16 protein-coding genes are annotated in these 23,115 nt (G+C 41.9%); 10 read left to right on the top strand and 6 right to left on the bottom strand.

Features of this window, described 5'->3' with window-relative positions; genetic code table 11:
* The first annotated feature begins 169 nt into the window (after positions 1–169).
* Together FNH22_RS07960 and FNH22_RS07965 are read left to right on the top strand one after the other, a co-directional pair.
* Complete coding sequence (locus FNH22_RS07960) at positions 170–1,378, top strand: M28 family peptidase (protein WP_143397826.1); 1,209 nt, start codon at positions 170–172, stop codon at positions 1,376–1,378.
* A gap of 21 nt (positions 1,379–1,399) precedes the next feature.
* Positions 1,400–2,212, top strand: coding sequence for a helix-turn-helix domain-containing protein (locus FNH22_RS07965; RefSeq protein WP_143397827.1), 813 nt, complete (start codon positions 1,400–1,402; stop codon positions 2,210–2,212).
* A gap of 66 nt (positions 2,213–2,278) precedes the next feature.
* On the opposite strand, the gene FNH22_RS07970 is transcribed toward FNH22_RS07965, so the two are convergent.
* The 5 genes from FNH22_RS07970 to FNH22_RS07990 all read right to left on the bottom strand — a co-directional run bounded on the left by FNH22_RS07970 (position 2,279) and on the right by FNH22_RS07990 (position 10,229).
* Positions 2,279–3,115: an RNA polymerase sigma factor gene (locus FNH22_RS07970; protein WP_255518008.1), complete on the bottom strand. Its 837-nt coding sequence runs from the start codon at positions 3,113–3,115 to the stop codon at positions 2,279–2,281.
* A 55-nt stretch (positions 3,116–3,170) separates the two neighbouring features.
* Positions 3,171–3,560 carry a hypothetical protein gene (locus FNH22_RS07975; protein ID WP_143397829.1) on the bottom strand — a complete coding sequence of 130 codons (390 nt, stop codon included), beginning with the start codon at positions 3,558–3,560 and terminating at the stop codon, positions 3,171–3,173.
* A 196-nt stretch (positions 3,561–3,756) separates the two neighbouring features.
* Positions 3,757–4,587 carry a S9 family peptidase gene (locus tag FNH22_RS07980; RefSeq protein ID WP_143397830.1) on the bottom strand — a complete coding sequence of 277 codons (831 nt, stop codon included), beginning with the start codon at positions 4,585–4,587 and terminating at the stop codon, positions 3,757–3,759.
* A 280-nt stretch (positions 4,588–4,867) separates the two neighbouring features.
* Complete coding sequence (locus FNH22_RS07985; protein ID WP_143397831.1) at positions 4,868–8,623, bottom strand: amino acid adenylation domain-containing protein; 3,756 nt, start codon at positions 8,621–8,623, stop codon at positions 4,868–4,870.
* An 805-nt stretch (positions 8,624–9,428) separates the two neighbouring features.
* Positions 9,429–10,229 (bottom strand): PKD domain-containing protein, encoded by an 801-nt coding sequence (locus FNH22_RS07990; RefSeq protein WP_143397832.1) that lies wholly within the window; start codon positions 10,227–10,229, stop codon positions 9,429–9,431.
* An 889-nt stretch (positions 10,230–11,118) separates the two neighbouring features.
* Between FNH22_RS07990 and FNH22_RS07995 the strand changes: the two genes are divergently transcribed.
* From FNH22_RS07995 to FNH22_RS08030, 8 genes are all read left to right on the top strand, one after another.
* Complete coding sequence (locus FNH22_RS07995; protein WP_185154122.1) at positions 11,119–11,931, top strand: helix-turn-helix domain-containing protein; 813 nt, start codon at positions 11,119–11,121, stop codon at positions 11,929–11,931.
* Positions 11,932–12,011: 80 nt separating this feature from the next.
* Entirely contained in the window at positions 12,012–12,461 is a 450-nt protein-coding gene (locus tag FNH22_RS08000) for a DUF6265 family protein (protein ID WP_143397834.1), read from the top strand.
* Positions 12,462–12,570: 109 nt separating this feature from the next.
* Positions 12,571–12,867 (top strand): hypothetical protein, encoded by a 297-nt coding sequence (locus FNH22_RS08005; protein WP_143397835.1) that lies wholly within the window; start codon positions 12,571–12,573, stop codon positions 12,865–12,867.
* 343 nt (positions 12,868–13,210) lie between these two features.
* On the top strand, positions 13,211–14,023 hold the full coding sequence (locus tag FNH22_RS08010; RefSeq protein ID WP_143397836.1) for a HEAT repeat domain-containing protein: 813 nt from the start codon (positions 13,211–13,213) through the stop codon (positions 14,021–14,023).
* A 94-nt stretch (positions 14,024–14,117) separates the two neighbouring features.
* Positions 14,118–14,744, top strand: coding sequence for a DKNYY domain-containing protein (locus FNH22_RS08015; RefSeq protein ID WP_143397837.1), 627 nt, complete (start codon positions 14,118–14,120; stop codon positions 14,742–14,744).
* Positions 14,745–14,847: 103 nt separating this feature from the next.
* Positions 14,848–15,720: a hypothetical protein gene (locus FNH22_RS08020; protein WP_143397838.1), complete on the top strand. Its 873-nt coding sequence runs from the start codon at positions 14,848–14,850 to the stop codon at positions 15,718–15,720.
* A 244-nt stretch (positions 15,721–15,964) separates the two neighbouring features.
* On the top strand, positions 15,965–18,295 hold the full coding sequence (locus tag FNH22_RS08025) for a carboxypeptidase-like regulatory domain-containing protein (protein ID WP_143397839.1): 2,331 nt from the start codon (positions 15,965–15,967) through the stop codon (positions 18,293–18,295).
* Between the two features lie 175 nt (positions 18,296–18,470).
* The gene (locus tag FNH22_RS08030) at positions 18,471–18,920 is read left to right on the top strand and encodes an endonuclease domain-containing protein (protein WP_143397840.1); all 450 of its coding nucleotides are present in this window, start codon (positions 18,471–18,473) and stop codon (positions 18,918–18,920) included.
* A 197-nt stretch (positions 18,921–19,117) separates the two neighbouring features.
* On the opposite strand, the gene FNH22_RS08035 is transcribed toward FNH22_RS08030, so the two are convergent.
* Positions 19,118–22,993, bottom strand: a complete 3,876-nt coding sequence (locus tag FNH22_RS08035) for a LamG-like jellyroll fold domain-containing protein (RefSeq protein ID WP_143397841.1) — start codon at positions 22,991–22,993, stop codon at positions 19,118–19,120.
* Between the last annotated feature and the right edge of the window lie 122 nt (positions 22,994–23,115).

The following is a 23,115-nucleotide window of genomic DNA, read 5'->3' on the forward strand; positions in this document are numbered from 1 at the left end:
TGTGTAATGAAAAGAATTACAAAATCCTATTCCTGAACCAGTAAGCCTGATGTTATTGCCATAAACCCGCCAGATGGATGCATTACCGGTAAGATTGTCTCATTTTTCCAATTTTGAATCGTTTAAAGAGGCTTCTTTTGCCAAAGAATGAACTTCAAAACTACAAGAAATGCAACACCTCCATGAACTGGCAAAAGCGCATCTTTCATTTTTGTGTGAAAAGATTACGAATAGATGTGTCGGGAGTAAAGGCAATTTATCCGCAACAAACTTCTTCAGCGAACAGCTAGAGAACTATAATTGGCAAGTAGAGCGTCAGGCATTTGAGGCCTTTGACTGGGAAAGTGAATATGCTTGTATTGAAATAGGTGAATTAGTGTTAAAAGCTTTTTCAAGCCCGTATAGTAACTCTTGTAACCTTAAAACTGAAGTTGAAATTGTTTCCACGATAGAAGAACTGAAAAAAACAGATACGGTCGACAAGATTCTGATCGTAAAAGGAGAACTGTCCATAGAACAACTAATGCCAAAGAATTTTGTGTTTTACAATCCGGACCATCATAAAAACATCCTTGCCTCACTTGAAAACAGCCGTGCCCTGGCCTTTATATTCATTGTCGGAAAATCGGGTTTCTACGAAGGCGGAGAGTACCCGTTTCCTATCATTGAAGATGGCGACTTTATGATCCCTTCCGTATTCATTTCGGAAGAAGATGGTGAGCAATTGCTCATGCATAAACCCAAAATGCTAAAACTGATATCAAGAACCAAAAAAATACCTTCAAAGGGCTATAACGTTATCGGGAGACAAGGCCATGGCAATGGAAAAAGAATTACAATTACAGCGCATATCGATGCGAAAAAAGGTTCGTCGGGAGCCATTGATAATGGCACAGGTGTGGTAACTATGCTATTATTATCGGAATTATTGAAAGATTATATCGGCAATTATCAAATAGAGTTAGTAGCACTCAATGGTGAAGATTATTATTCAGTGCCCGGACAAATGACTTACCTTAAGAACAACAAGGATAATTTCAGTGATATTGCGTTAAATATAAACATAGACGGTGCCGGTTTAAACATAGGTAAGACAGCTTATGCTTTGATAAATTTGCCTGACGTACAGATAAACAAAGCCAGAGATGTTTTTAAGCAGTTTTCAGGTTTCGTAGAAGGTAAGCCTTGGCTGCAGGGAGACCACAGCATGTTTTTGCAGTTTGGGGTCCCTGCAATAGCCATATCGTCGGAATGGTTGTTAGATAATTTACAAACTCAACGGATAACACACACCGAAAATGATACTATGAGTAGGGTAGATTTGGATAAAGTAATAGAATTGGCAAATGCCATTTGTACGTTGATCTATAAATTGTAAAATATTGCGAGTAAAGTAGCTATGACATACACAATTAAGAAACCATCTAAGGTGTTAGCTCCTTACATAAAACACTACTGGATGCTGGAAACACCGGTTTCATCTTACCCGGAATATGTACAAAGAATTGTCCCGAACGGTTTGTTCGAACTTACATTTTATCTGGGTGGCAAACCTGTTTTTGTTGACCACTCAAAATACACCTCCTTTAGTTTACAGTTTACCGGACAATTGAAGAACTATTTTGACATAAAAATAAGTGGCAGCCTGTCCTTATTTTCCGTGTATTTTAAACCACAGGGCCTCAGTGCCTTTCTGGATATACCACTTAAGGAAATATATAATGAGGTGATTCCCTTTCATTATCTTTTTAGAACGGGTTCTGAAAGACTTGAGGAAGCATTACGCCATTCAGCATCTTTTACGGATAGAGTTGACGTCACCGAAAGGTTCTTGATCGACCAGATTCGTAAAAGGAAAAATTATTATGAGTTTGACCGGGTCAACCATTGTATTGAAGCTATCAACTCCAAAAAAGGAGAGGTTAAAATTGACCAATTGGCATTGGATTGTTGTTTGAGCAGGAAACAGTTGGAAAGGACATTTTCAGATCACATTGGTGTATCACCAAAACAGTTTATCAAAATAGTCCGGTTCCAACGTACAATCTACTGTAGATCCATTGATCAGGACGTTTCGTTAACTGAGCTGGCATACAAATGTGGCTATTATGACCAGTCTCACATGATCAATGATTTTATTACTTTATCAGGTTTGACCCCCAAGCAATATTTTGAAGAATGTGAGCCGTTCTCAGATTATTTTTATGATTAATTTGATCAACACGCACGATGCTATCACTTTATGCGTGCCGGGGGGTATTTGTCGATGAGCTGTTTTCTACCCGGCCTTGATCTCTTTCATTACCATTCTATTGCAGTTGAGTAATACTTCCTGCAATTCATGGCCATTTGATTTCAACGGGTCTATATTCTTAACAAGTTTGATTCGAAGTTCTAACAGCTTCTCAGCTTCCACGTTGCCGGCATTCTTTATCATTCGAATTTTCATCTTTTCTTCTTGTGCATTTTGTTTTGGGTTCATCCAGCCATTTAACTCGGAGCATTGATTGCAAATGCCATTTTTATTAATAAAAGCACATCGTTCCTCAAAGATGTTGTTAAGCGTACTTCTGGCACGCTGGATCGAGTATTTTATAGTCCCTTCGGATTCATCGAGTATTTTCATAATCTCAGGTACTGTAAAATCATAGATGTCTTTAAGTATAATGGTCACCTGATTTTCGATGGGCAGCGTCTTTGACATGCATGTGAAACAAGTGTCAATGTGTTCTTTTATTTCAAATTTTCCATATTCCGAGGTGGAATGCACCCGTTGAATAATCTCTGCTAATTCAGGTCTGCTTTGTACTAATTCCTTTGCTTCCGACTTTACAGTCACCGTCCATCGTTTTCTTTTTTTTAGTTCGTTGTATGCCTGATGGGTAGCTATTTGGAAAACCCATGTTTTCAGTGAAGACTGTTGATTAAATCCATTGAGTTTATCAAAAGCTTTAATAAAGGTATCGTGGGCAATGTCTTCCGCATCTGCACGATTGGTCATCAACCTAAAAAGATATGATTTAAGCTGATCTTGAAATTTGCCGAATAATTGTTGATAGGCATTAATGTCACCTTTTATTGCCTGTTTTAGAAGTTTAGCTTCACTCTTTTTCATATGAGTATGTATAGAAAACAGCTTGCGCATGGCAAGCTGTTAGTGGTCGTTCAGGTTAATCAGATAACCAATTTACTGCTTTTGATGTGTCATCAAAGTAATCGGTATGAAAGCCTTCTTCCTTTACCGGAGAATTTTTCATAAACTCAACATGTTCCGTATTCATAACATAAGCTACTTTGCTCACACCAATTTTGCGGTAACGATCATGATGTACCGTCTTTTGCCACTCATGAAATTCCGGAGGAGGCATGTACGTAAAGTTTTTTGTGTCGATCAATATTTGCCTGGTGTTAAATTCAAAGCCATAACCTATGAAATTACAACAAGCTTCAATGAAGCTCTCGTAAGTCACTTCCGGATGATTCTCCTCCCAGGTAAATTCTAAAATGTTTTCCGCTTCTTTAAGTTGAATGCAATAAAATCGGTCTTGATAAAGTTTCATAATTGTCAAATTTTAATGTTTTGCCCTTTTGACAATTATCCAGGTTCGATCGGATGAAAATGCTTGATTTTTTTTTGAAACCTAACGCCCGGATAGGGCACATGCCCCGGATTATTTGAATACATACAAAATACCGGATTTGTGCTGCACTTTAAGTAACTATGCGGAGGCATGTGCTATCGTTTGTTATGCTCCTCTAATTTTGCAATAAGTTTACCTCCTTCATCATCATTGATAGAAGAGCAGGTTTTAAAACAGACTCATGATCTTCCCCCGGAATTATTTTCATCGTAACAGTAGCCCCTAAGCCATTTGTGGAGTTGTAAAATTCTGTGGTTAGGAACGGAGGGGTCGCTAAGTCATTCTCGCCCACGTAGAGATGGATTTTCTTGTTCAAATCTAGTTTTGATATACCATCCATGGGAGATAAGCCTCCCATTGGGTTTGACCAATTAGGATTGTTGGTCAGCGTTGCCATTGATTTTCTCCAGGCAGCTAAATTACATGGACAAGCTACCAGAATAGATTGGTCTATGAGTTCGGGGTTTGATTGAGCTAAAAGAGCGGTTAAAGCGGCCCCACCTGAATGTCCCATGACAATAGTCTGTGTGGTGCTTTCCTCTTCCTTAATCGTTGAAATGACAGAAGCAATTGCTTTTACTATTTCTTCGGTATAGTTATCACCCATCGTTAGCCCTTTATTTCCCCCGGATAGATCTCCGCAATCATCTCTGTAACCAGGCCTCAATATAGCAACTGTTACAGCGTTTGTGATTTCTGAGATACTTTTTGAAATATTGTATTGGTAAACCGGGTCTCTGAAAGGGGAGTCGCCATGTATGAAAACCACTAAATTCGAGTTAGTCGTTTCTTGGGGATAAATGATCAGTGCTTTTTGATTTCCAATTTCAGTATCATACCATCTTTTTGCAATTCCGTCCTTTTCCGGGTCGCAGAACCAATCCTGGTTTTGAGCATTAACCAATGTACTCACTAACAGCCCCGGGAAAAGAAGAAGGTATTTCATGTGTTTTTAAGCATTACCATTAGATAAACGTACGAATTTACCTGTTTATTTCTCATATCCTGATCTGGCGGGAGGGATGGTTTTTGGTGACGTCTCTGATAAGGAGGTCAATGACAGCATGCAGTCTTCCCGTCGTGCGACGTAAAGCCATTTATTCTACGTCTGGCGACCAGGAGATTGTTTCTTCATCATTTCATGCGTTGTGTCTCCGATCTCTTCCGCAACGGAGTTTTTGGAAGAGCGGATCTTGGGCCTGGTTAACCAATGCTTCCGACCCGCTTTACTCCAAATCAGCATGCGTATGGACAGCCTGTCGCTGATCTACCATGCGCCCAATAAGCCATATAAATGGCTCGACTTGCCCGTTTAGCACACAGGTCCCCTCACAAATGCTGTGAAGTAGTCCTTGTACATCAAAGGGCTGCAAAGCCGAAACCGTGGCCTTCTCAGAGAGAAGCAACGAACAGTAAGGTAAGTCACAACCCTTCTGAGTACTTAATGTCACGTCTGCGTCTTTAACCAAAATTGTGATGGGCTCAGACGATTCAGAAACACTAACTAATATGGCAAGATCCGGGGTTGGAGCAGCTACTTTAGCCATCGATTTTTTCAGATAGTCAGCGAATGCATTGGCCCAGACCACGACGTCAGAGTGCGTGATATTTGAGTTCCCTGTTTCATCACATACTGCGGCGAGTTGCTCATCTACTTCACGTTCTGCTTCGATGAGAGCTTCCAGCGTTTTATCCACGTCTTCACGTGTATGGGCCGCTGAGCAGATGAGTCTTAAGCGGCCTCGTCCGATTTCCACAATGGGATAGGTCACCGCCAATGTTTGAACGCCCCGCTGATACAAGTTCTGTACTATGGCGTAAAGTTTATCTTTATCGCCAAAATGAGGAGTGACGATAGGTCCGTCTCCGGTCCCCAGGTCATACCCTGCCTCTTCGAATCGCCGGCGCATGTAACGGGTCATGTCCCACAATTGCTTACGTAATGCCTCATCGGAACGGAGGAGCCGTAATGATGTGAGAGCTGCCGCTATATCCGCCGGGCTAATGGAAGCCTGAAAGATGTAGGCCCTGGAAGACGACTTCAAAAGATCAATGTGCTCGTGGCTGGCCGCAACAACCCCGCCAATACTACCTAAGGCTTTGCTGAGGGTTGTCATGATGAAGTCCACCTCATCAGTAACACCTTGAGCAGCACAAATACCGGCCCCATTTTCACCGTAAAAACCAAAAGAATGCGCTTCGTCTACCAGCACGAGTGCATTGTATTTTTTTGCCGTACGTACAATTTCTGCGACCGGTGCGGTACCTTCTCCCATGCTATATACACTTTCCAAAACCACCAGAACAGTACGATAGGGTGACACTTCCGACTCAAGGACAGCCGCCAGGTCAGATGCATTATTGTGCTGGAACGTTCTGATAGATGCACCGCTTAGACGAGCGCCATCAACAATAGATGCATGGCAAAGCTGATCGATAACAACAACATCGTTTTTTCCCAAAAGCCCTGAAACCGTTCCAAGATTGGCCGTATAACCGGTTGGAAACAGACAAGCGCCGGGTTTTCCTACTAAATCGGCAAACTCTTTCTCGAACTCCAGGTGTTGGTTGGTCATACCTGTCGCTGCTGCCGAAATGCCCATGCCGGTTCCAAAACGTGCCAAAGCAATGGAAGCTTCCCTGATAACTTTCGGATCACGGTTCAGTCCAAAATACAGGTTGGTCGACCATATAATGGCTTCCTGCTCTTCATTATGGTAGGAATCGCTGATTGTACCTCTGGCCGCGCTTCCCGTTTGCAATACCTTGCCATAAGGGTTTCTGCGATTGTCGTTCACCATGCGCATGACTTCCTGAACCAGCTTGCTCTTATCATTAGCACTCCATGCCGGGGCATTCGCAGCCTGAAAGGTCGGATGACTGGATTGAATATTGGTTTGGAAGCTGGCAAGTGAATCTGTAGCCACACTAAGTAGCTTATCTGCTGAGAGGGGATCAGTGTCATTTCCCATCCTATTGATAATATAATTGACCAATGCCTTTGGGGTGGGGTGTTCAAAGACCGCATAGGCAGGCAACTTTTGACCCAGTAATTTGGAGAGTCGACTGCTAAATTCTAATGTAGTCAGCGAGTCGAGGCCAAGGCCTTCGAATGAATGGTCTGGCGATACCTGGTCCGGGTCCCCCAGGTTAAGCAGAGAAGCCACCTCGTTCTGAATGATCTGGAGTATCGTTGCCTGTTCGTTGTTTGAGCCCGCTAAATGTTCTATGAGTATACTGGCGTTATTGACTGCGTCAGCACCCGGAGTTACTGCACCTGTACTTTGTTCAAAACGCACCTCTTCTTCCAGGTTCATAAGTTTCTTACGGTCGAGTTTGTCATTGGGTAAAAGAGGCAGTGCTTTGAGGTGTTTCACAATCTGAGGAACCATATATTTTGGTAGTCGTTGGGATAAATAAGACTTGACGCTTGCCTCGGTTACTGCTTCACCCCGGCTTACCACATAAACTACCAGTATTTTCTGACCAATGCCTCCGTCCATGGCTGCCGCGGCCGCAGCGTCAACACCTTCCATCGACTCAAGGGTCGACTCAATTTCTTCAAGCTCAATTCGAAAGCCCCTGACCTTTACCTGTTGGTCTACACGGCCAAGGAATTCGATCTCTCCATTTTCTGTCCAACGGCACAAATCACCCGTTTTGTACAACCGGTTATCCGGAATCAGATCACTCGGTTCCATCTCGATAAAACGCTCCCTGGTCAGTGCTTCCTCGTGCAGGTACCCACGTGCAAGCTTGCTGCCTGCGAGATATAATTCTCCCGCTACCCCGGCAGAAACGGGTTGCAAAGCATCATCCAAAATGTACGCACGTGAGCCGGAAACCGATTTGCCAATTGTAACCACCTTGGCGCCACGAGGAACTTCGGCAATGGTCGAATAAACGGTATCTTCGGTAGGACCATAGGCGTTTAACACGCGCAGTCCCGGGTTTTGTACATGGACCTGTTCAACCAGTGAACGTTTGAGCGCTTCGCCTCCAAAAACCAGGCATCGTATTCTCTCAGGCAATCTTTCTGTAGAGAGCAATGCTTGTACTGAAGATGCGACCATTACACAGGTCCTCACTTGGTCTGACGCAGGAAGTTTAGTTAACTCAAGAGCGTTTTTCGCTAGTATTATAGTACCACCCAGTGACAAAGTGCCCATAATTTCCATAACTGAAGTATCGAAACATACAGAGGCGCCGGCAAACACCCCTTTCAGCTCTTCATCACTGAATAGTTCGCGCATAGACTGACTCATGTAAACCACACTTCTGTGCTCAACAGCAACCCCTTTTGGTCGCCCTGTTGAACCCGAGGTATAGATGACATAGGCCAAATCACTGGCAGAGGGTCGTACCAGGTTATCTGTATGATTCCCTAATTTATCGATCCACATCAGCTCACGTACTCCACTGCATAGGTAGGCAGAATCGTCATTATTCACGATAGCTGCCACAGCACGAGAATGTGTTAACATATACCGGACCCGGTCTTGCGGATATGCGGGGTCCAGCGGTACATATGCACACCCTGCTTGCATCACACCAATAAGAGCGGCGATCAGTTCCCAGGATCGGTCCATACATACCCCGACTAACGATCCCGGTTCTACTCCAAGAGCCACAAGCTCTCCGGCAACCTCACCAGCCCGTTTCATGAGACCTCTATAATCAATTTTGATCTCCCCATCGATAATTGCCATCCGTTCCGGGTATTCCAGCATTTGCCTGGCAATCCGTCCACAAATTGTTGTTTCTAAATGATCACTGGTTTTTTTGACCAGCTCTTTCTCCATTAATTTTTGCAAATCCCGGGCCGCCATCCCGATTATCTCTTCTGCATACTCTACTCCCGCTGCATTCAACATACTCCGTCGATTGCGGGCAATTTCGGCCTCGCTCGAGCCTGAATTAAAACGGTCCAGTTTATCCGTATGGGCTAACAGCTCGCTGAAAAATTGAGTTAAGTTATCCATTTGTTCTTCCTTTTTGATTGTTGCTTAGATTGTATTCGTGTGTCCTTTTGACCAGATATATCTTTGAACACTTTTGTTTGGTAATTAAAAATACCATAAAAAAAGCCACATCCTTCATAATAAATCCGGCAATTTATAGCACTTTCCCGACGTGATGCAGAGTCCTGAGTTGAGGGTTTAAGAGATTGTCAACGGTACCGGCAAAAGAACAGATTGATCAACAGGGTTTTAGAATTATAGTCCTATTAGTGGAAATCAAAAAATTGGGAGATATACCTTATGTCAAGTGTGACCTTTTCCCATCACAGACCCTTTAGTCAATGAAAATTTTATAACCCTCGTATTTGATCCTGCTTTGGGATCACGACAGGCAGACCAGACTGTTTATGCCCGCGTTTCTCAAGCGGATGATAAGCTTTACATAGGTAACGATCGAGACAGTGCCTGGGTATTGGGAGCAAAGGTAATTTACCTGCAACGAACTTCTTCAGAAAGCGACCAGCGAGCCATTTTCAGCTCACACGGAATATGTGCAAAGAATTGTTTAGAACTTACATCTTATTTGAGCGACAAACCGGTTTTTGTTGACCACTCAAAATACTCCTCCTTTAATTCACAGTTTACCAGACAATAAAAGAGCTATTTTGACATAAAAATAAGCAGTAGTCTGTCTTTGTGTTCAATGTATTTCAAACTGCAAGACCTTAGTGCCTTCCTGGGTATACCAATTAAAGAAATATATAGACGAGGTTATTCCCCTTCATTATCTTTTCAGGAAGGATGATCAATAACCTTTGTTTATTCTTTACTTTCCTATGATTATGTTCCTAACATAGGGCTCATCATTAGGAATTGTAATAAAGCGAAATTGAGCCTTATCATCATCGCTTATTAAACCGTCTCCATTGACATCTGTATACTTGATTCCTCCGATTACTGCGCCGTCTTGTGGTGCTGAATTATCTATGTCTTCCTGCGTTTGGAATACACCATAGATCAAAAAACCATCTTTGCTACTCTTGGAATCACCCATTTCTACGGATAAGTAATAGTTACCATTTTCCAAATCATAAAATACTGCTTTACCATTTTCATCACTTTTTGCCACAAAGTCCGGAGTTTTTGAATCAATAGAAGATTGGCTGGTATACAATTTTGCATCTGCTCCTACAACAAGTAAAAGTTCAGGATTTTCAATGGTCCAACTGTTTGCATCTTTAATAGTAAGGTCGATCGACGTTCTATTCGGATCAATTTTTATGATTTTTGAGATAGAATCCGGGTTGTCAAGCTGGTTTAATACACCATCATTATTCTTATCTTCTCCTGCCAGAAGTATAACTTCATAGTCACCTTGTTGTGAAAAAATATGGCTTGGGTCTCTTTGTGTAGATGAATTTCCATCTCCGAAATCCCATACAAATTTTGAAGCGTTTTGAGAACAATTGGTGAATGTCAATTCATCATCCACTTTAAACTCGCTGTTAGCCAATTCAAAACAGGCTTCAGGTTGGAGGTTATCAGAATCTTCTGTATCATCTTCGGTACAGGAGATAATGAATAGAGAAAACAAAATAACGATTAAGCAATACTGTTTTGTAGCCATTAATAAAAGGATTTTATCTATTATGCGTTGTCATAGTTTTTAATGTCTGGTTAGGTATGAGAATTAGAAAGCGTTTTCCGTTCTATTGGCACCGAACCACATCATGGCTTAAAAATATTCATTTTAGCTATATTTACCTATTACAAGCGACGTTTCCTGACTGAAAGAACCCTATTACAAAATCAGCGCATATGACGTTATCGCCAAATGTATAGCAGGTAGAAAAAAATCGAAGACTAAAGATTTGTTACCATTACTCCTGTAAACAAAACACCTGGCCCTGAGAGCTTCGGGATCGTGACCGTTTTGAAAAAATTCCTAACAGTATTTTTGGAAAGAATACGGAAAGAAAAATCCTAGCGCAACCCAATGCTGTGTGTTCAGTTTTTCTTGAAAAAACAAGACCTCAGTGATCATTCGTCGAATAGGAACGAACTCCTAAAACCAGAAACCCTTAAAACGTCTTCAACTTTTAACGCTTTGAGAAACACAAAGACTCCAACGGTGGATAGAATGCCAAAAGAAAAGATGATAAGTGTGGATTTTCCCTGGGCAATAGTGATGTCCCAAAGAAAAAAACTAAAAGTAGAATACCTCATGATACTTGCGAGCACCATAGATAATCAGCGTCCGATTTGAAATGTTTTGAGATAAATATTTAATTAAAAGGGTTATTTAATGCTCAAAATAAGGCTGTTCTGAAAGCTTCACTAAAAACAGGAACGATTGAAACTATAAAATAATCGTATACTTTTATGAGGCTGTATAAAAATGACGTTGAATGCTTATCTTAAAAGCGAAATATTGTATTTAGCCATGTGCTCACCTTAAACGCTTGCATTTATTTTACTGCCATATGTTTTGTTATGTGCAATCGTTAGCTAAAACTATGGAGAAAATATATTTCCAGGAAGACTCCACACCAAAGACATCAGGAATAATCAAAGGCTTTTGGCACATTGATAGTAACGAAGATGTATCTGTTATCAGAGAAAAAATAATACCTGATGGTTACCCGGAACTGATTTTTCATTACGGGGATTATTACAGAACAAATATTAATGGGGTTTGGCAGATCCAGGGGCTAAACCTGATTGCCGGTCAGATAAAGGATCATTTTTTTCTCGAGAATACCGGGGAGAGTAAAATCTTTGGAATTAAGTTTCAACCCTGGGGATTAAGTGAATTGTTTAATATTAAAATGTCTGACGTAACAGATAAAGTAATTGAAATTCCGGAGGATATATTAGATAAGTTGATTCCAATCAAAAACATAAGTGTAAGTTCTTTGCCATTTGTTGAAAAAGTAATGAAAATCGAAAATTGGTTTGTTGAATTTCTTTCGAATTTGGATTTGAGAAGTTCCAAAGGACAAGAAGCCGTTGAATTGATGATCAAAAATAAAGGGAAATTGGAGCTGAAAGATATTCAAAATGAAGTTGGAATTAGTGAAAGAAATTTAGAGCGTTATTTTAAAACAAAAATTGGATTGTCACCGAAATACTACAGCAGAATTATTCGTTTCAGTCATGTTTTTAAGTTGGTACAATCGGATGGTATTGATTGGTCGGATATTGTTTTTCTCACCGGTTTTTATGACCAATCACATTTCATTAAAAATTTTAAGGAATTTACCGGTGAAGACCCATCAAAGTATAGCTTTTTCGAGAAAAATTTAGCGAACTTTTTCCTGAAAAAATGACCTGTCGGGTTCTTACAATTAGCATCTGATATTTGAAACTACATTTACATCACTGAATTCTAAAAACAGAGGTGATGAATATGATCAAATTAAGTATCGTTTTACTAATGCTGACCTCGCATAGTGTTTACAGTCAGCATAAAGATTTACAGCAAGTTGAGTTTTTACTGGGTACCTGGAAAATGGAGGGAAAAGAAAGCTACGAATCCTGGGAGAAAAAAAACGATATACTTACCGGAGTATCATACAAAATTGAAAACAGGCAAAAGACCGTATCTGAAAAAATTGAAGTGAAAATGGTAGGGGGTCAAATAATCTATGCCCCTACTGTTTTTGATCAAAATGATGGCAAAGCAATTCCGTTTAAACTGGAGTCGTTAGAACAAAACTTATTTTCTTTTGAAAATCCGGAACATGACTTTCCGAAAAAAATTCAGTATCAAATATTAAGCGATAATGAGTTATACGTTTCTGTTCTGGGAGAGAAAGATGAAGGCTTTTCATACAAGTTGATCAGGCAGGTGAATTAATTCGGAATAGTGGAGAACAATGGCTGAATTTGATCGTGGCAGATGAAGCCTCGGGTCTCTAAATAGTTTTATTCACAATAATTTAGAATACAATCAACAGGTGAAACAAATGAAAAATAGCGGAACGATATTCAGTGCCTTATTGATACTCGGGATGATGTACGCGAGTTGTTCAACGGATGATGAAGGAAAAACGGACCTAACCGCACCAACAATTTCAATCCAAAGTCCTGATGTAAATCAAACTTATATCGGAGATTGGGGTGGAGCATGGCCGGAGGAGGACAAGGTGAATTTAATAGCGTTAGGAGTGGATGAAACAAAAATAGCGTCGATGAAACTGACCGTTACAAATAGCATCATAGCATCGGAACGGTTGTGCTCGAAACAACAGTTAATAGTATAACAGACACTCAAACTGAACTTGTTATTTCCGAAAGTTTCACTCCAACAGATATAGGAACTTATAGTGTGATATTTACGGCTACTGACGTCCATGGAAATGTTGAAGTTTCAGCACCTCGAACTTTTTTAGTTAAGTAGCCCAATCGTACAATAATGGATAATTTCTAATCGGCTGAATAAAAGTAAAGATGAAAGTTATGCTAAGAGCTGTGAATAACGTCTAATAAACCCAATATCTGTGCAAGCTTGCCTACGAAAATCCTCTTGCGTTTTCTCGCCAAATCCCTATGCCAAAACAACCTCACATAAAACATTTGTGGTAATAGAAAGAGTCAGATTAGTCTATGATAGGACGTAATGTTTCAAATTGGTTAGAAAAGCTCAAATCAGAGAATCCGGATGAAAAGAATAAATCTGCCGGTCACTTATTAGGGTTCTCCGAATGGTATTTTGATGATAAAAAGATTACCCCTGAAGAAAGGATGGAAATGGTCAGGGCCCTGGTTCAACTACAAAATGACGCTGATCCAATCGTTAGAAAATGTGTGGTTTATTTAATCGGTGTATTAAAAATACCGACTGAACCAATCCTTAACCTTTTGGCAGGAAGGCTCAGGGACGAAAATGAAAAAGTTCAAATAACAGCCGTTTGGACAAGTGGGAAGTTAGGTAAGGCATCAGCTTCATTAATTCCAATACTTGCCTCCTTGTCGAAACACCCGAATAGTGAAGTCAGATGGAGAATGGCCCGGACCCTTAAAGAAATTGGAGTAATTGATCATTCACTATCTGAAGTGCTCATTGATTTGTCAAAAGATAAGGACCGTACAACAAGAATGTACGCATTGGATGCGATACCCTACTGTATTAAAGAAATAGATCCAAGGATAAAAAGAGTCGTGAAGACTGCTCTTAAAAGCAAGGATGAATCAGCAGGAGCGGCTTGTCGTGTTATTCAAAAAACCAAGACTGACTGGAAAAGTACGAAAACAAGGTTAATGAAGCTTGTTAAAAACAATAACCTGGAAGCGGTACTCGCTCTTTGTGTACAGTGGCCTGAAATTGTAAATGAACCAACTATAAATAGGTGGTTGAATAACAATACCGGATATTGGTGGGCGGAGGATTTACTCAAAGGGGAGGGTGTTAAAATGTAAAAAGAGGCTGATAGTTTATATACTACGTCTTCATCCGGTAAAATGCGGACGCACGGTTTGATAAACGTCAACGGCAATGATAAAGTAAAATCGAATGGAAAAACTAAACCATATTTGGTCAAAAGACCATCAATATGTTTATTGTAATAACTCAAAAGTATTAAAGGCAGACATTCAGACCTTCAGGGTGTTGAATGCCATTTTTGCGAAAGACACTCATCATGTTTTTTATATCGAGGGAATAGCCCATGGTATTGACGCTTCCACATTTATACCTTTGGATGTCGGTAAAACGGAGAAGACAGACTCGGTCTACGCTAAAGAATTTCAACGTTGGCGGTATAGGGGATATGGCAAGGACAAAAACCATATCTATTTCCATGATATGATGTCGGGAAAACCAAGAACGGTGAAAGGAGCTGACAGTGAAAGTTTTGAGGTACTTGACTTTGATTATTCAAAGGATTGTAACCATGTATATTATTATGGTCACCGAGTGAAAGAAGCGAATAGTTCCAACTTTGAAATAATCAATGCTTTTTTCGCAAGAGACAATAAATTCGTATTCTACGGCGCGAATGTTATACCAAAAATAAACCCTGAAAATTTCGAGGTGATTGGAGATTATGAAAGTAAATGGTCTTTCTGGGGTAAGGATGAGCATTATCTTGTACACCAAAACGAACTATTCGCAAAACTGGAGCCATTGGAAAGCATATAATACCGGCTAGAAATGAACATACAAATCAAATTCAGTAAACCCAGGTATACTGATGTTATCCAGGCTTTAGCAGTGATTGAATGAATACCTAAAAAAACAAACTATGAATTTTAAAATATCCCTGATCGTCCTTTTAATTTCAACTGTAATTTCATGTGAATTCAACAAATCGGTCAATAAAGATCTCATAACGGGTTTAGTAACTAAAGGGGACGAACTTTCTTGTGAAAGTGTTTATTTGTCAGATGGTCTGGACAAAATAAACAGAAGCTCATTTGTTTACGGAGAGAAGATATATTTAAACTTTAACGACATTGATGGATTTACGAAAGACGGTGATAACGCCTTTCCAGGTTTACAACTTCTGGTCCTTGGAATGAACAGGGACACCGTAATGTACAATAATGACTTATATAAAAATAACCGGGATGGATTTGATATTTCTCCTTTGTTGCTGCAAAGCAATATAACCGTCGCTAAGCCCATTCATTCGGGAAATGAGTATACATTATTCGTGAGCATTTGGGATAAAAAGGGTAAGGGAACGTACAAGGCTGAAATGGATTTTGACGTTATCTCAAATAATCAAATCAAAGTTGAAAATAATAGTATTTCTTATGCCGAGATTTATTTGTTCTCGCAGGAAAGAAATGCCGTTATTACAGGCAATGAGGCAAAATTCGATGAGAATATATTCATGATATTTGAAGGGCTGGAAGGGTTCAGTATAGAAGACGGAAAAGCGGCCATAGGATTAAGTATAAAAGGCAAAGATTCTGAGGGTAAAGTGATTTTGAACGAGGATGATCTAATAGGGGATTTGAGTATTGTGGCTTCCGAGCTAAAGAACCGGTTAGCTCCAAATTTTATATTTTCCGGTTCAGATATAAAGAACCCTGTGACCTGTGAAGTAACGATTTGGGACAAAAGAAGTGATAATAGAATTAAAGCACTGATAGCGCTAAACATAAAATAAGGCCAACCCAAAGGAGGGCAACCAGCGGGCTTATTATTCAGAGGTAGAAATATTTCGCTTTGATGCCTGTGTTTTGGAAAAGTACGATTGTTATTCAAAAAAACAGGAATAAAAAAGCCGTTGCCCATGTTCAGTGGTAATAAATTTCATACATAACCTCACATAAATAGGTTCGATCCGTTCGGATCAGTCGATTTGGATATACGGTAGATCTAGCTTAGCGGCAGGTATAACACGTATATTCATGTCAAAAGCTAGAAATCTACTCATTATTACAATTGTGATGTGTCAAACAAATGTATTGGCACAAATAGAAGGCCGGATAAAGGGGCAGGTCACGGATAAGGCATCAGGTGAGCCCCTTTCCTTTGTCACTGTTCATATTAAAAACACTGACCCTCCCAAAGGAGTGGTGACTGACCCGGAAGGAAAGTTTCTGCTGGAACATGTACCGGTTGGAAGGTATACCATTGAATTCTCTTTTTTGGGATACGATCCCATTGTGCTAAAAGAAATATTAGTGACGTCCGGAAAAGACGTGGTACTCCATGCTGCCCTACAGGAGTCGGTAGTGACATTAAGTGAGGTAGTGGTAAAGCCGAAGATAGAGAAAAATGAGCCTGTAAATCCGCTCTCTGGGATAAATGCCCGTATGTTAAGCGTTGAAGAAGCTAAGAGATATGCCGGAGGCTTCGATGATCCTGCCCGGCTTGCGGCTTCATTTGCAGGCGTCAGCAGCGGGATTCAAAGTAATGGCATAGTGGTAAGAGGCAATAACCCTCAATCCCTGCTGTGGAGGATGGAAAACGTAGAGATCGCTAACCCTAACCATTTTGCAGACCTGTCCGTGTTTGGCGGTGGTGGATTGACGGCCCTCAGCAGCCAGATGCTCGCCAATTCGGACTTTCTTACCGGGGCATTTCCATCCGCTTATAACAATGCCATCTCAGGCGTTTTTGATCTTTCCATGCGCTCCGGGAATAGCGATGAACGTGAAAATACGTTTCAGCTAGGACTGATCGGCATTGACCTTGCGTCAGAAGGTCCCTTTAAAAGGGGAGGGAAAGCCACTTATTTGTTTAACTATCGTTATTCAACCCTGGCCCTTTTAAAGCCCGTATTACCGGAAGAAGCCGAAGGGATCAAATACCAGGACCTGTCCTATAAGTTTCAGTTACCAACGGAAAAGACGGGTATTTTTTCCGTGTGGGGCATTGGACTGTTGGACAAGTCCGGCCAGAAGGCAGAAGATGATCCTGTGGAGTGGGAATATGAAAGTGACCAGTTCAGGCAGGATGTAGATCAATATATGGGGGCATCAGGGATAAAGCACACTATTTATACAGGTAGTAAAACATACATTGAGTCGGACCTTGCCCTGACAACCAGCGGACTGGACCTGACTACCCATAAAACGAACGTTGACCTTGAGGAGACATTGGATGAAGTAATAAATACTGAGGATTGGAACATTGTTTTTCAATCACAGATCAATAGCAAGCTAAGTAAAGGTCATACGAACCAAACCGGGTTCAGAGCTACTTTTCTTAATTACAATTTATTGCTGCAAAATGTGGAGACGAATGTACTCGAAACGGTGGTCGATGAAAAAGGCTCAAGCGGCTTGTTCTCTGTGTATAGCCAATCCCAATTTAATATCTCATCCAGCCTGTCTGTTCTGGCCGGGGTGAATGTTCAATATTTTGCCCTGAACGAGCAGACTCTACCTGAGCCAAGGCTATCCGTAGAATGGAATTCCGGAAAAAACCATTCTTTTGGCTTGGGGTATGGCCTTCATAGCAGGGTGGAAAAGCTTAATTATTACCTGAACAAAGATATCAACGGGGTGCAACGAAATAAGGATATGGGACTGACAAGAGCGCACCATATGGTAGGAAGTTACAACCTGCAAATGAATGAAAACCTGAGGCTGAAGGTGGAACCCTACTACCAAAAACTCTTTGATGTACCGGTAATAGAAGGCTCCTCCTTTTCATTCATTAACCTCAAAAACGATTGGTTCATCAACGATGAGCTGGTCAACGAAGGGGAGGGACGGAACTATGGTATTGACCTTACCCTGGAACGTTTTCTGAGTAAAGGATATTATTTCTTACTTACCTCGTCATTTTATAGATCGGAATACAAAGGTGGAGATGGTGAGTGGAGAAATACAGCATTTGATCGTGGATATGTGGGGAACGTGCTGTTTGGGAAGGAGTGGTTTTTAGGAGCAGCCAAAAGCAATATCCTCGGGCTGAACATTCGTGCCGGGTATCAGGGTGGTCAAAGATTTACTCCTGTTAACTTTGATGCTTCCATTGAAAACAGAGATGTTATTGAATTGGAGCATCAAGCCTATCAGGGACAATTGGACCCATCACTAGTACTTCATTTTTCAGCTACGTTCAGGATAAATAAGCCCAAAAGGTCTTCTGTATGGACGTTAAGTTTGATCAATGCTTCTATGACAGAAGAGTTTGAAGAATTTGACTATAATTTTCAAACCAATACCATCGATAAAATAAGTGAGGCCCTCATTATTCCTAATTTGAGCTACAAAATAGAGTTTTGACCTGGCTTTTTCCTAACTTCCGCAACCGAAATTTATTGATTTCATAACTTACAGGATTTAACTAAAGCTAGTAGAAATATGGAGTAGCAGGACTGATTTTTATCGAAGTGTTTCCCCCGCTGGCGGGGGCCAGGGGGTGGACTTTCACATAACTCTAAACATAAACCCAAATAAAATGACCAACCCAAACAATAGTCATTACAATAAGAAACTTCAACCATTCACCAAAGCGCTAAGATCAGATATGACTAAGGCTGAAGCGTGTTTATGGAAGTATGTGTTGAGAGCAAGAATGATGAAGGGATACCCATTCCGCAGACAAAGGCCTGTTCTAAACTATATTGCCGATTTTATGTGTAAAGAGTTAAATCTCATTATAGAAGTTGACGGAATTACACATACCTACGAGGGTATAGCTCTAAACGACAAGAAGAGAACCTCAGATCTCGAAAAAGATGGTTTCACGGTTTTGAGGTATACTGATGAAGAAGTGCTACAGCAAATAGATCGAGTTTACAATAGCATTGCGAGTTGGATGGAAGAACATGCCAAAGCTCCATCCCCTGGCCCCCGCCAGCGGGAGAAAAGGGGGTGGAAAATGATGACGCGGCTATTTCGGTTTTAAGTCATGGGTCCCAGTGCGGAAGTTAGGTGACCCGGTTTTTTGAAGACGAAAGAAAGCTGCAAATAAATGATGAACGTTCCGTCATCAACAAATGTATTAATGAGTGTTTTAAAAGGAGTTATCGCAAACCTCAATGGATGGCGGTAACTCCTTTTAAGTAAAGCAACCTGCACTATACAGGTTCTTATCAGAGTACATTAGCCCTCACTTTTAACGATCCGGCCTTGTTTTACCTTACCTTGATCGGTCGTCACATAGTAAATGTACATCCCGGCCCTGAGTTGATTCAGGTCTAGAGTAGTAAATCGGCTGTCAATACTTGTCGAAAAAACCTCATTGCCGGCCAGGTCAAATACACTTATCAAAACATCACCCGTCTGTTCCATAGTATTTATGTCCAGTTCCAGATGGAGTTGCGTGCTAAAAGGATTCGGATAAACTCTTATCTCCCGCTGCTCTTCAAAAAGACCTTGTTCAATACTTTTGTCAGAGGCAGGAGCGGTTGTTCGTGCTGTAGCCAATGGAGCTCTTGCTGTAGCCAGGGCTGTCACCTGTTCCGGGCCAATGGCCTCTTTATAGATCCTGACATCATCGATCAGGCCATTCCAGTATTCAAACTTATCGTTCACCTGTTTTCCAATAAAGGCCTCTGACAGTTCCAGGGGCCAGTTCTTGTTTTCACTGGCTATTTCCACACCATCGGCATACAGCTTTGCCACAGTACCGTCATAGGTCAGGGTAATATGATGCCATACATTTTCCTGCCAGAAGTTGGGCACGACCAGGTCATCCTGGTACCCGCCGGCTACCAGGTCTTTTCCTTTTTGGCCTATGAACATAGCTTTTGACTTGGTTCCTTTGCCAAAAGCAGCGATCCATCGGAATCCGTTGGAAACATCCTGTGTGGTGGCCCATGCACTTAATGAGCGTGCTGCCTCACCCTCGGGAAGTACGTCCGGATTTCCCAGGTCAATGTATTGCCTCTGACCGTTGAGCTCTAATGCGTGCGTACCTTCTTTCTTCACGGTAGAGAAGTCCGCGCCGCCCTGTAATGTGCCGTTAATACTGTTGGCTGTTTCGTCCACGGTAGTATTATTCAACTTCCAGTGACCTACCAGTGTTTCGGGTTGTGGTGGCACAATGCTGATGATCTCTTCGATCTCCTGGCCGGTAAGTACCTTGTTGTATATTCTTACATCATCGATCCGTCCGTTCCAGTACTCGAATTTATTGTTCACCTGTTTTCCAATAAAGGCCTCTGACAGTTCCAGGGGCCAGTTCTTGTTTTCACTGGCTATTTCTATGCCATCAGCATACAGCTTTGCCACGGTACCGTCATAGGTCAGTGTGATATGGTGCCATACATTTTCCTGCCAGAAGTTGGGCACGACCAGGTCATCCTGGTACCCGCCGGCTACCAGGTCTTTTCCTTTTTGGCCTATGAACATTGCCTTTGATTTGGTTCCTTTGCCAAAAGCAGCGATCCATCGGAAACCAGTGGAAACATTCCGGGTAGTGGCCCATGCACTTAACGAACGTGCTGCCTTACCTTCGGGCAGTACGTCCGGATTTCCCAGGTCAATGTATTGCCTTTGACCGTCGAGTTGCAGTGCGTGCGTACCTTCTTTCTTTATGGTAGAGAAGTCTGCGCCACCTTGCAATGTGCCGTTAATGTTGTTGATGGTTTCGTCCAGGATGGTATTGTTCAATTTCCAGTGACCTACAAGCGTTCCGGGTGTTGGTGGTGGTTCAGCACTGATAATCTCTTTGATCTCCGTATCGGTGAGTACTTTATCATATATTCTTACATCATCGATCAGGCCGTTCCAGTATTCGAATTTATTGTTCACCTGTTTTCCGATGAAGGCCTCTGACAGTTCCAGGGGCCAGTTCTTGTTTTCACTAGCTATTTCGACGCCATCAGCATATAGCTTTGCCACGGTACCGTCATAGGTCAGGGTGATATGGTGCCATACATTTTCCTGCCAGAAGTCAGGCACGATCAGGTCGTCCTGGTATCCACCGGCTACCAGGTCTTTTCCTTTTTGGCCAATGAACATAGCTTTTGACCTGGTTCCTTTTCCAAAAGCGGCAATCCATCGAAATCCACTGGAAACATTCTGGGTGGTAGCCCATGCACTTAACGAACGTGCTGCCTTACCCTCGGGCAGTACGTCCGGATTTCCCAGGTCAATGTATTGCTGCTGGCCGTCGAGTTGCAGTGCGTGCGTACCTTCTTTCTTTACAGTAGAGAAGTCTGCGCCACCTTGCAATGTGCCGTTGATATTGTTGACCGTTTCGTCCAGGGTGGTATTGTTCAATTTCCAATGGCCCACCAGTGTTCCGGGTGTGGGTGGTGGTTCGGTACTGATGATCTCCACGATCTCTGTATCGGTGAGAACTTTATCATATATTCTTACATCATCGATCAGACCGTTCCAGTATTCGAATTTATCGTTCACCTGTTTTCCAATAAAGGCTTCTGACCGTTCTAATGACCAGTTCTTGTTTTCACTGGCTATTTCCACACCATCGGCATACAGCTTTGCTACAGTACCGTCATAGGTCAGGGTAATGTGATGCCATACATTTTCCTGCCAGAAGTTGGGCACGACCAGGTCGTCCTGGTACCCGCCGGCTACCAGATCTTTTCCTTTTTGGCCAATGAACATAGCTTTTGATCGGGTCCCTTTTCCAAAAGCGGCGATCCATCGAAAGCCGCTGGAAACATCCTGTGTAGTGGCCCATGCACTCAAAGACCGTACTGATCTGCCCTCGGGAAGAGCGTCCGGATTTCCCAGGTCAATGTATTGCCTTTGACCGTCAAGTTGTAGTGCGTGTGTACCTTCTTTGTTGGAAGTGGTAAAGTCTGCGCCACCTTGTAATGTGCCGTTAATATTGTTGGCCGTTTCGTCCAGGGTAGTATTGTTCAATTTCCAATGACCGACGATTCCACCGTCTGAGGTATTTCTGACAGGTGTGGTCACATCTTCGGCAGGTGAAAAATCAGATGTCCCGTTATCGTTGACTGCTCTGACTCTGTAATAATAGGTTGTACCGGACTCAAGAGAATTGTCAAGATACTCCGTATCGTCAGATCCGGAGGTGTGAACCGTTGTATATTGCTCTGGTTCGTCTGTTGCTCTTTGGACTTCGAAATATTCTTCATTGTCGGAGTTGTCAGCCCAGTTTAGCGCGACTTGCGAAGGTGAAATAGCGCTGGCCTGAAGGCGATCAGGTCCATATGGAGGGCTACCCGGGCTATTATTGGGATCGCGGCTAAGGTCCAGGAACCATTCGTAAAGGTTGGGATTGTGAACGGAATGGTCAGTGGCATATGCCCTGGACCAGGAGTTATGGCCAACGCCCTGATAGGTAGAAAACCGAAGTTCGGCTGTAGGTACAGGATCGGTACAGTCTTCGATGGCGTCGAATAGGTCTTTTCCCCTGTTGTAGGTAATGGTACGATCATTTGTGCCATGGAAAGCCCAGACATTGATCTTTCTTTCTGAAATAACACATGCCTTGGATATGGCCCCAAAAGCAGCTACCGGCGCCATGGCCCTGAGGATATTGGGATTGTTTTCAGGGCCGTAGGCATAGTTATAAGTACCGCCACCGCCAAGGCTTAAACCCGTCAAAAGTATGCGGTCCGGATCAATTCTATAATTATCAGGTCCGTTAATGACATGTTCCATTACTTCATGAATAAGGCTACTTCTCCAGAAACCACTTTTGAGCTGGGGAGAGATCACAATATAACACTCTTCGACTCCACCAACTGAGTAACACATTTTATGACCATTCTTAATGTGTCTGGGAGGCCCGTTCTTCTTTACACGTTCCAGGGCGCCCGGACTCCCGTCACCTTTTTCTCCAGATCCATGTAAAAAAATTAATACCGGATACAGCTTATTGGGATTGCTATCATAGTCCGGGGGAAGGTGTTCGAGGTACCCAAGTTGGTTACTGCCTGATGTACGTTTGGGGGTTTGTTGTGAAAAGAGTTTGCCTGATAAAATCAGGGCTAAAAGAAAAATGTAACTGGTTCTCACGGGTAAGGCTTTAATCATTGTTTTAATTGTACTTAACTAATATCCTGTGCGCTCATGACGCACTTCGCGGCGAAAGTAAATAAAACACAAAGAGCTGTGATTCAACATTCTATGAACGGTAGAATAGATCGATAAGTCAA

The sequence above is a fragment of the Fulvivirga sp. M361 genome, from assembly GCF_007097395.1.
In the GTDB taxonomy this organism is placed as follows: domain Bacteria; phylum Bacteroidota; class Bacteroidia; order Cytophagales; family Cyclobacteriaceae; genus Fulvivirga.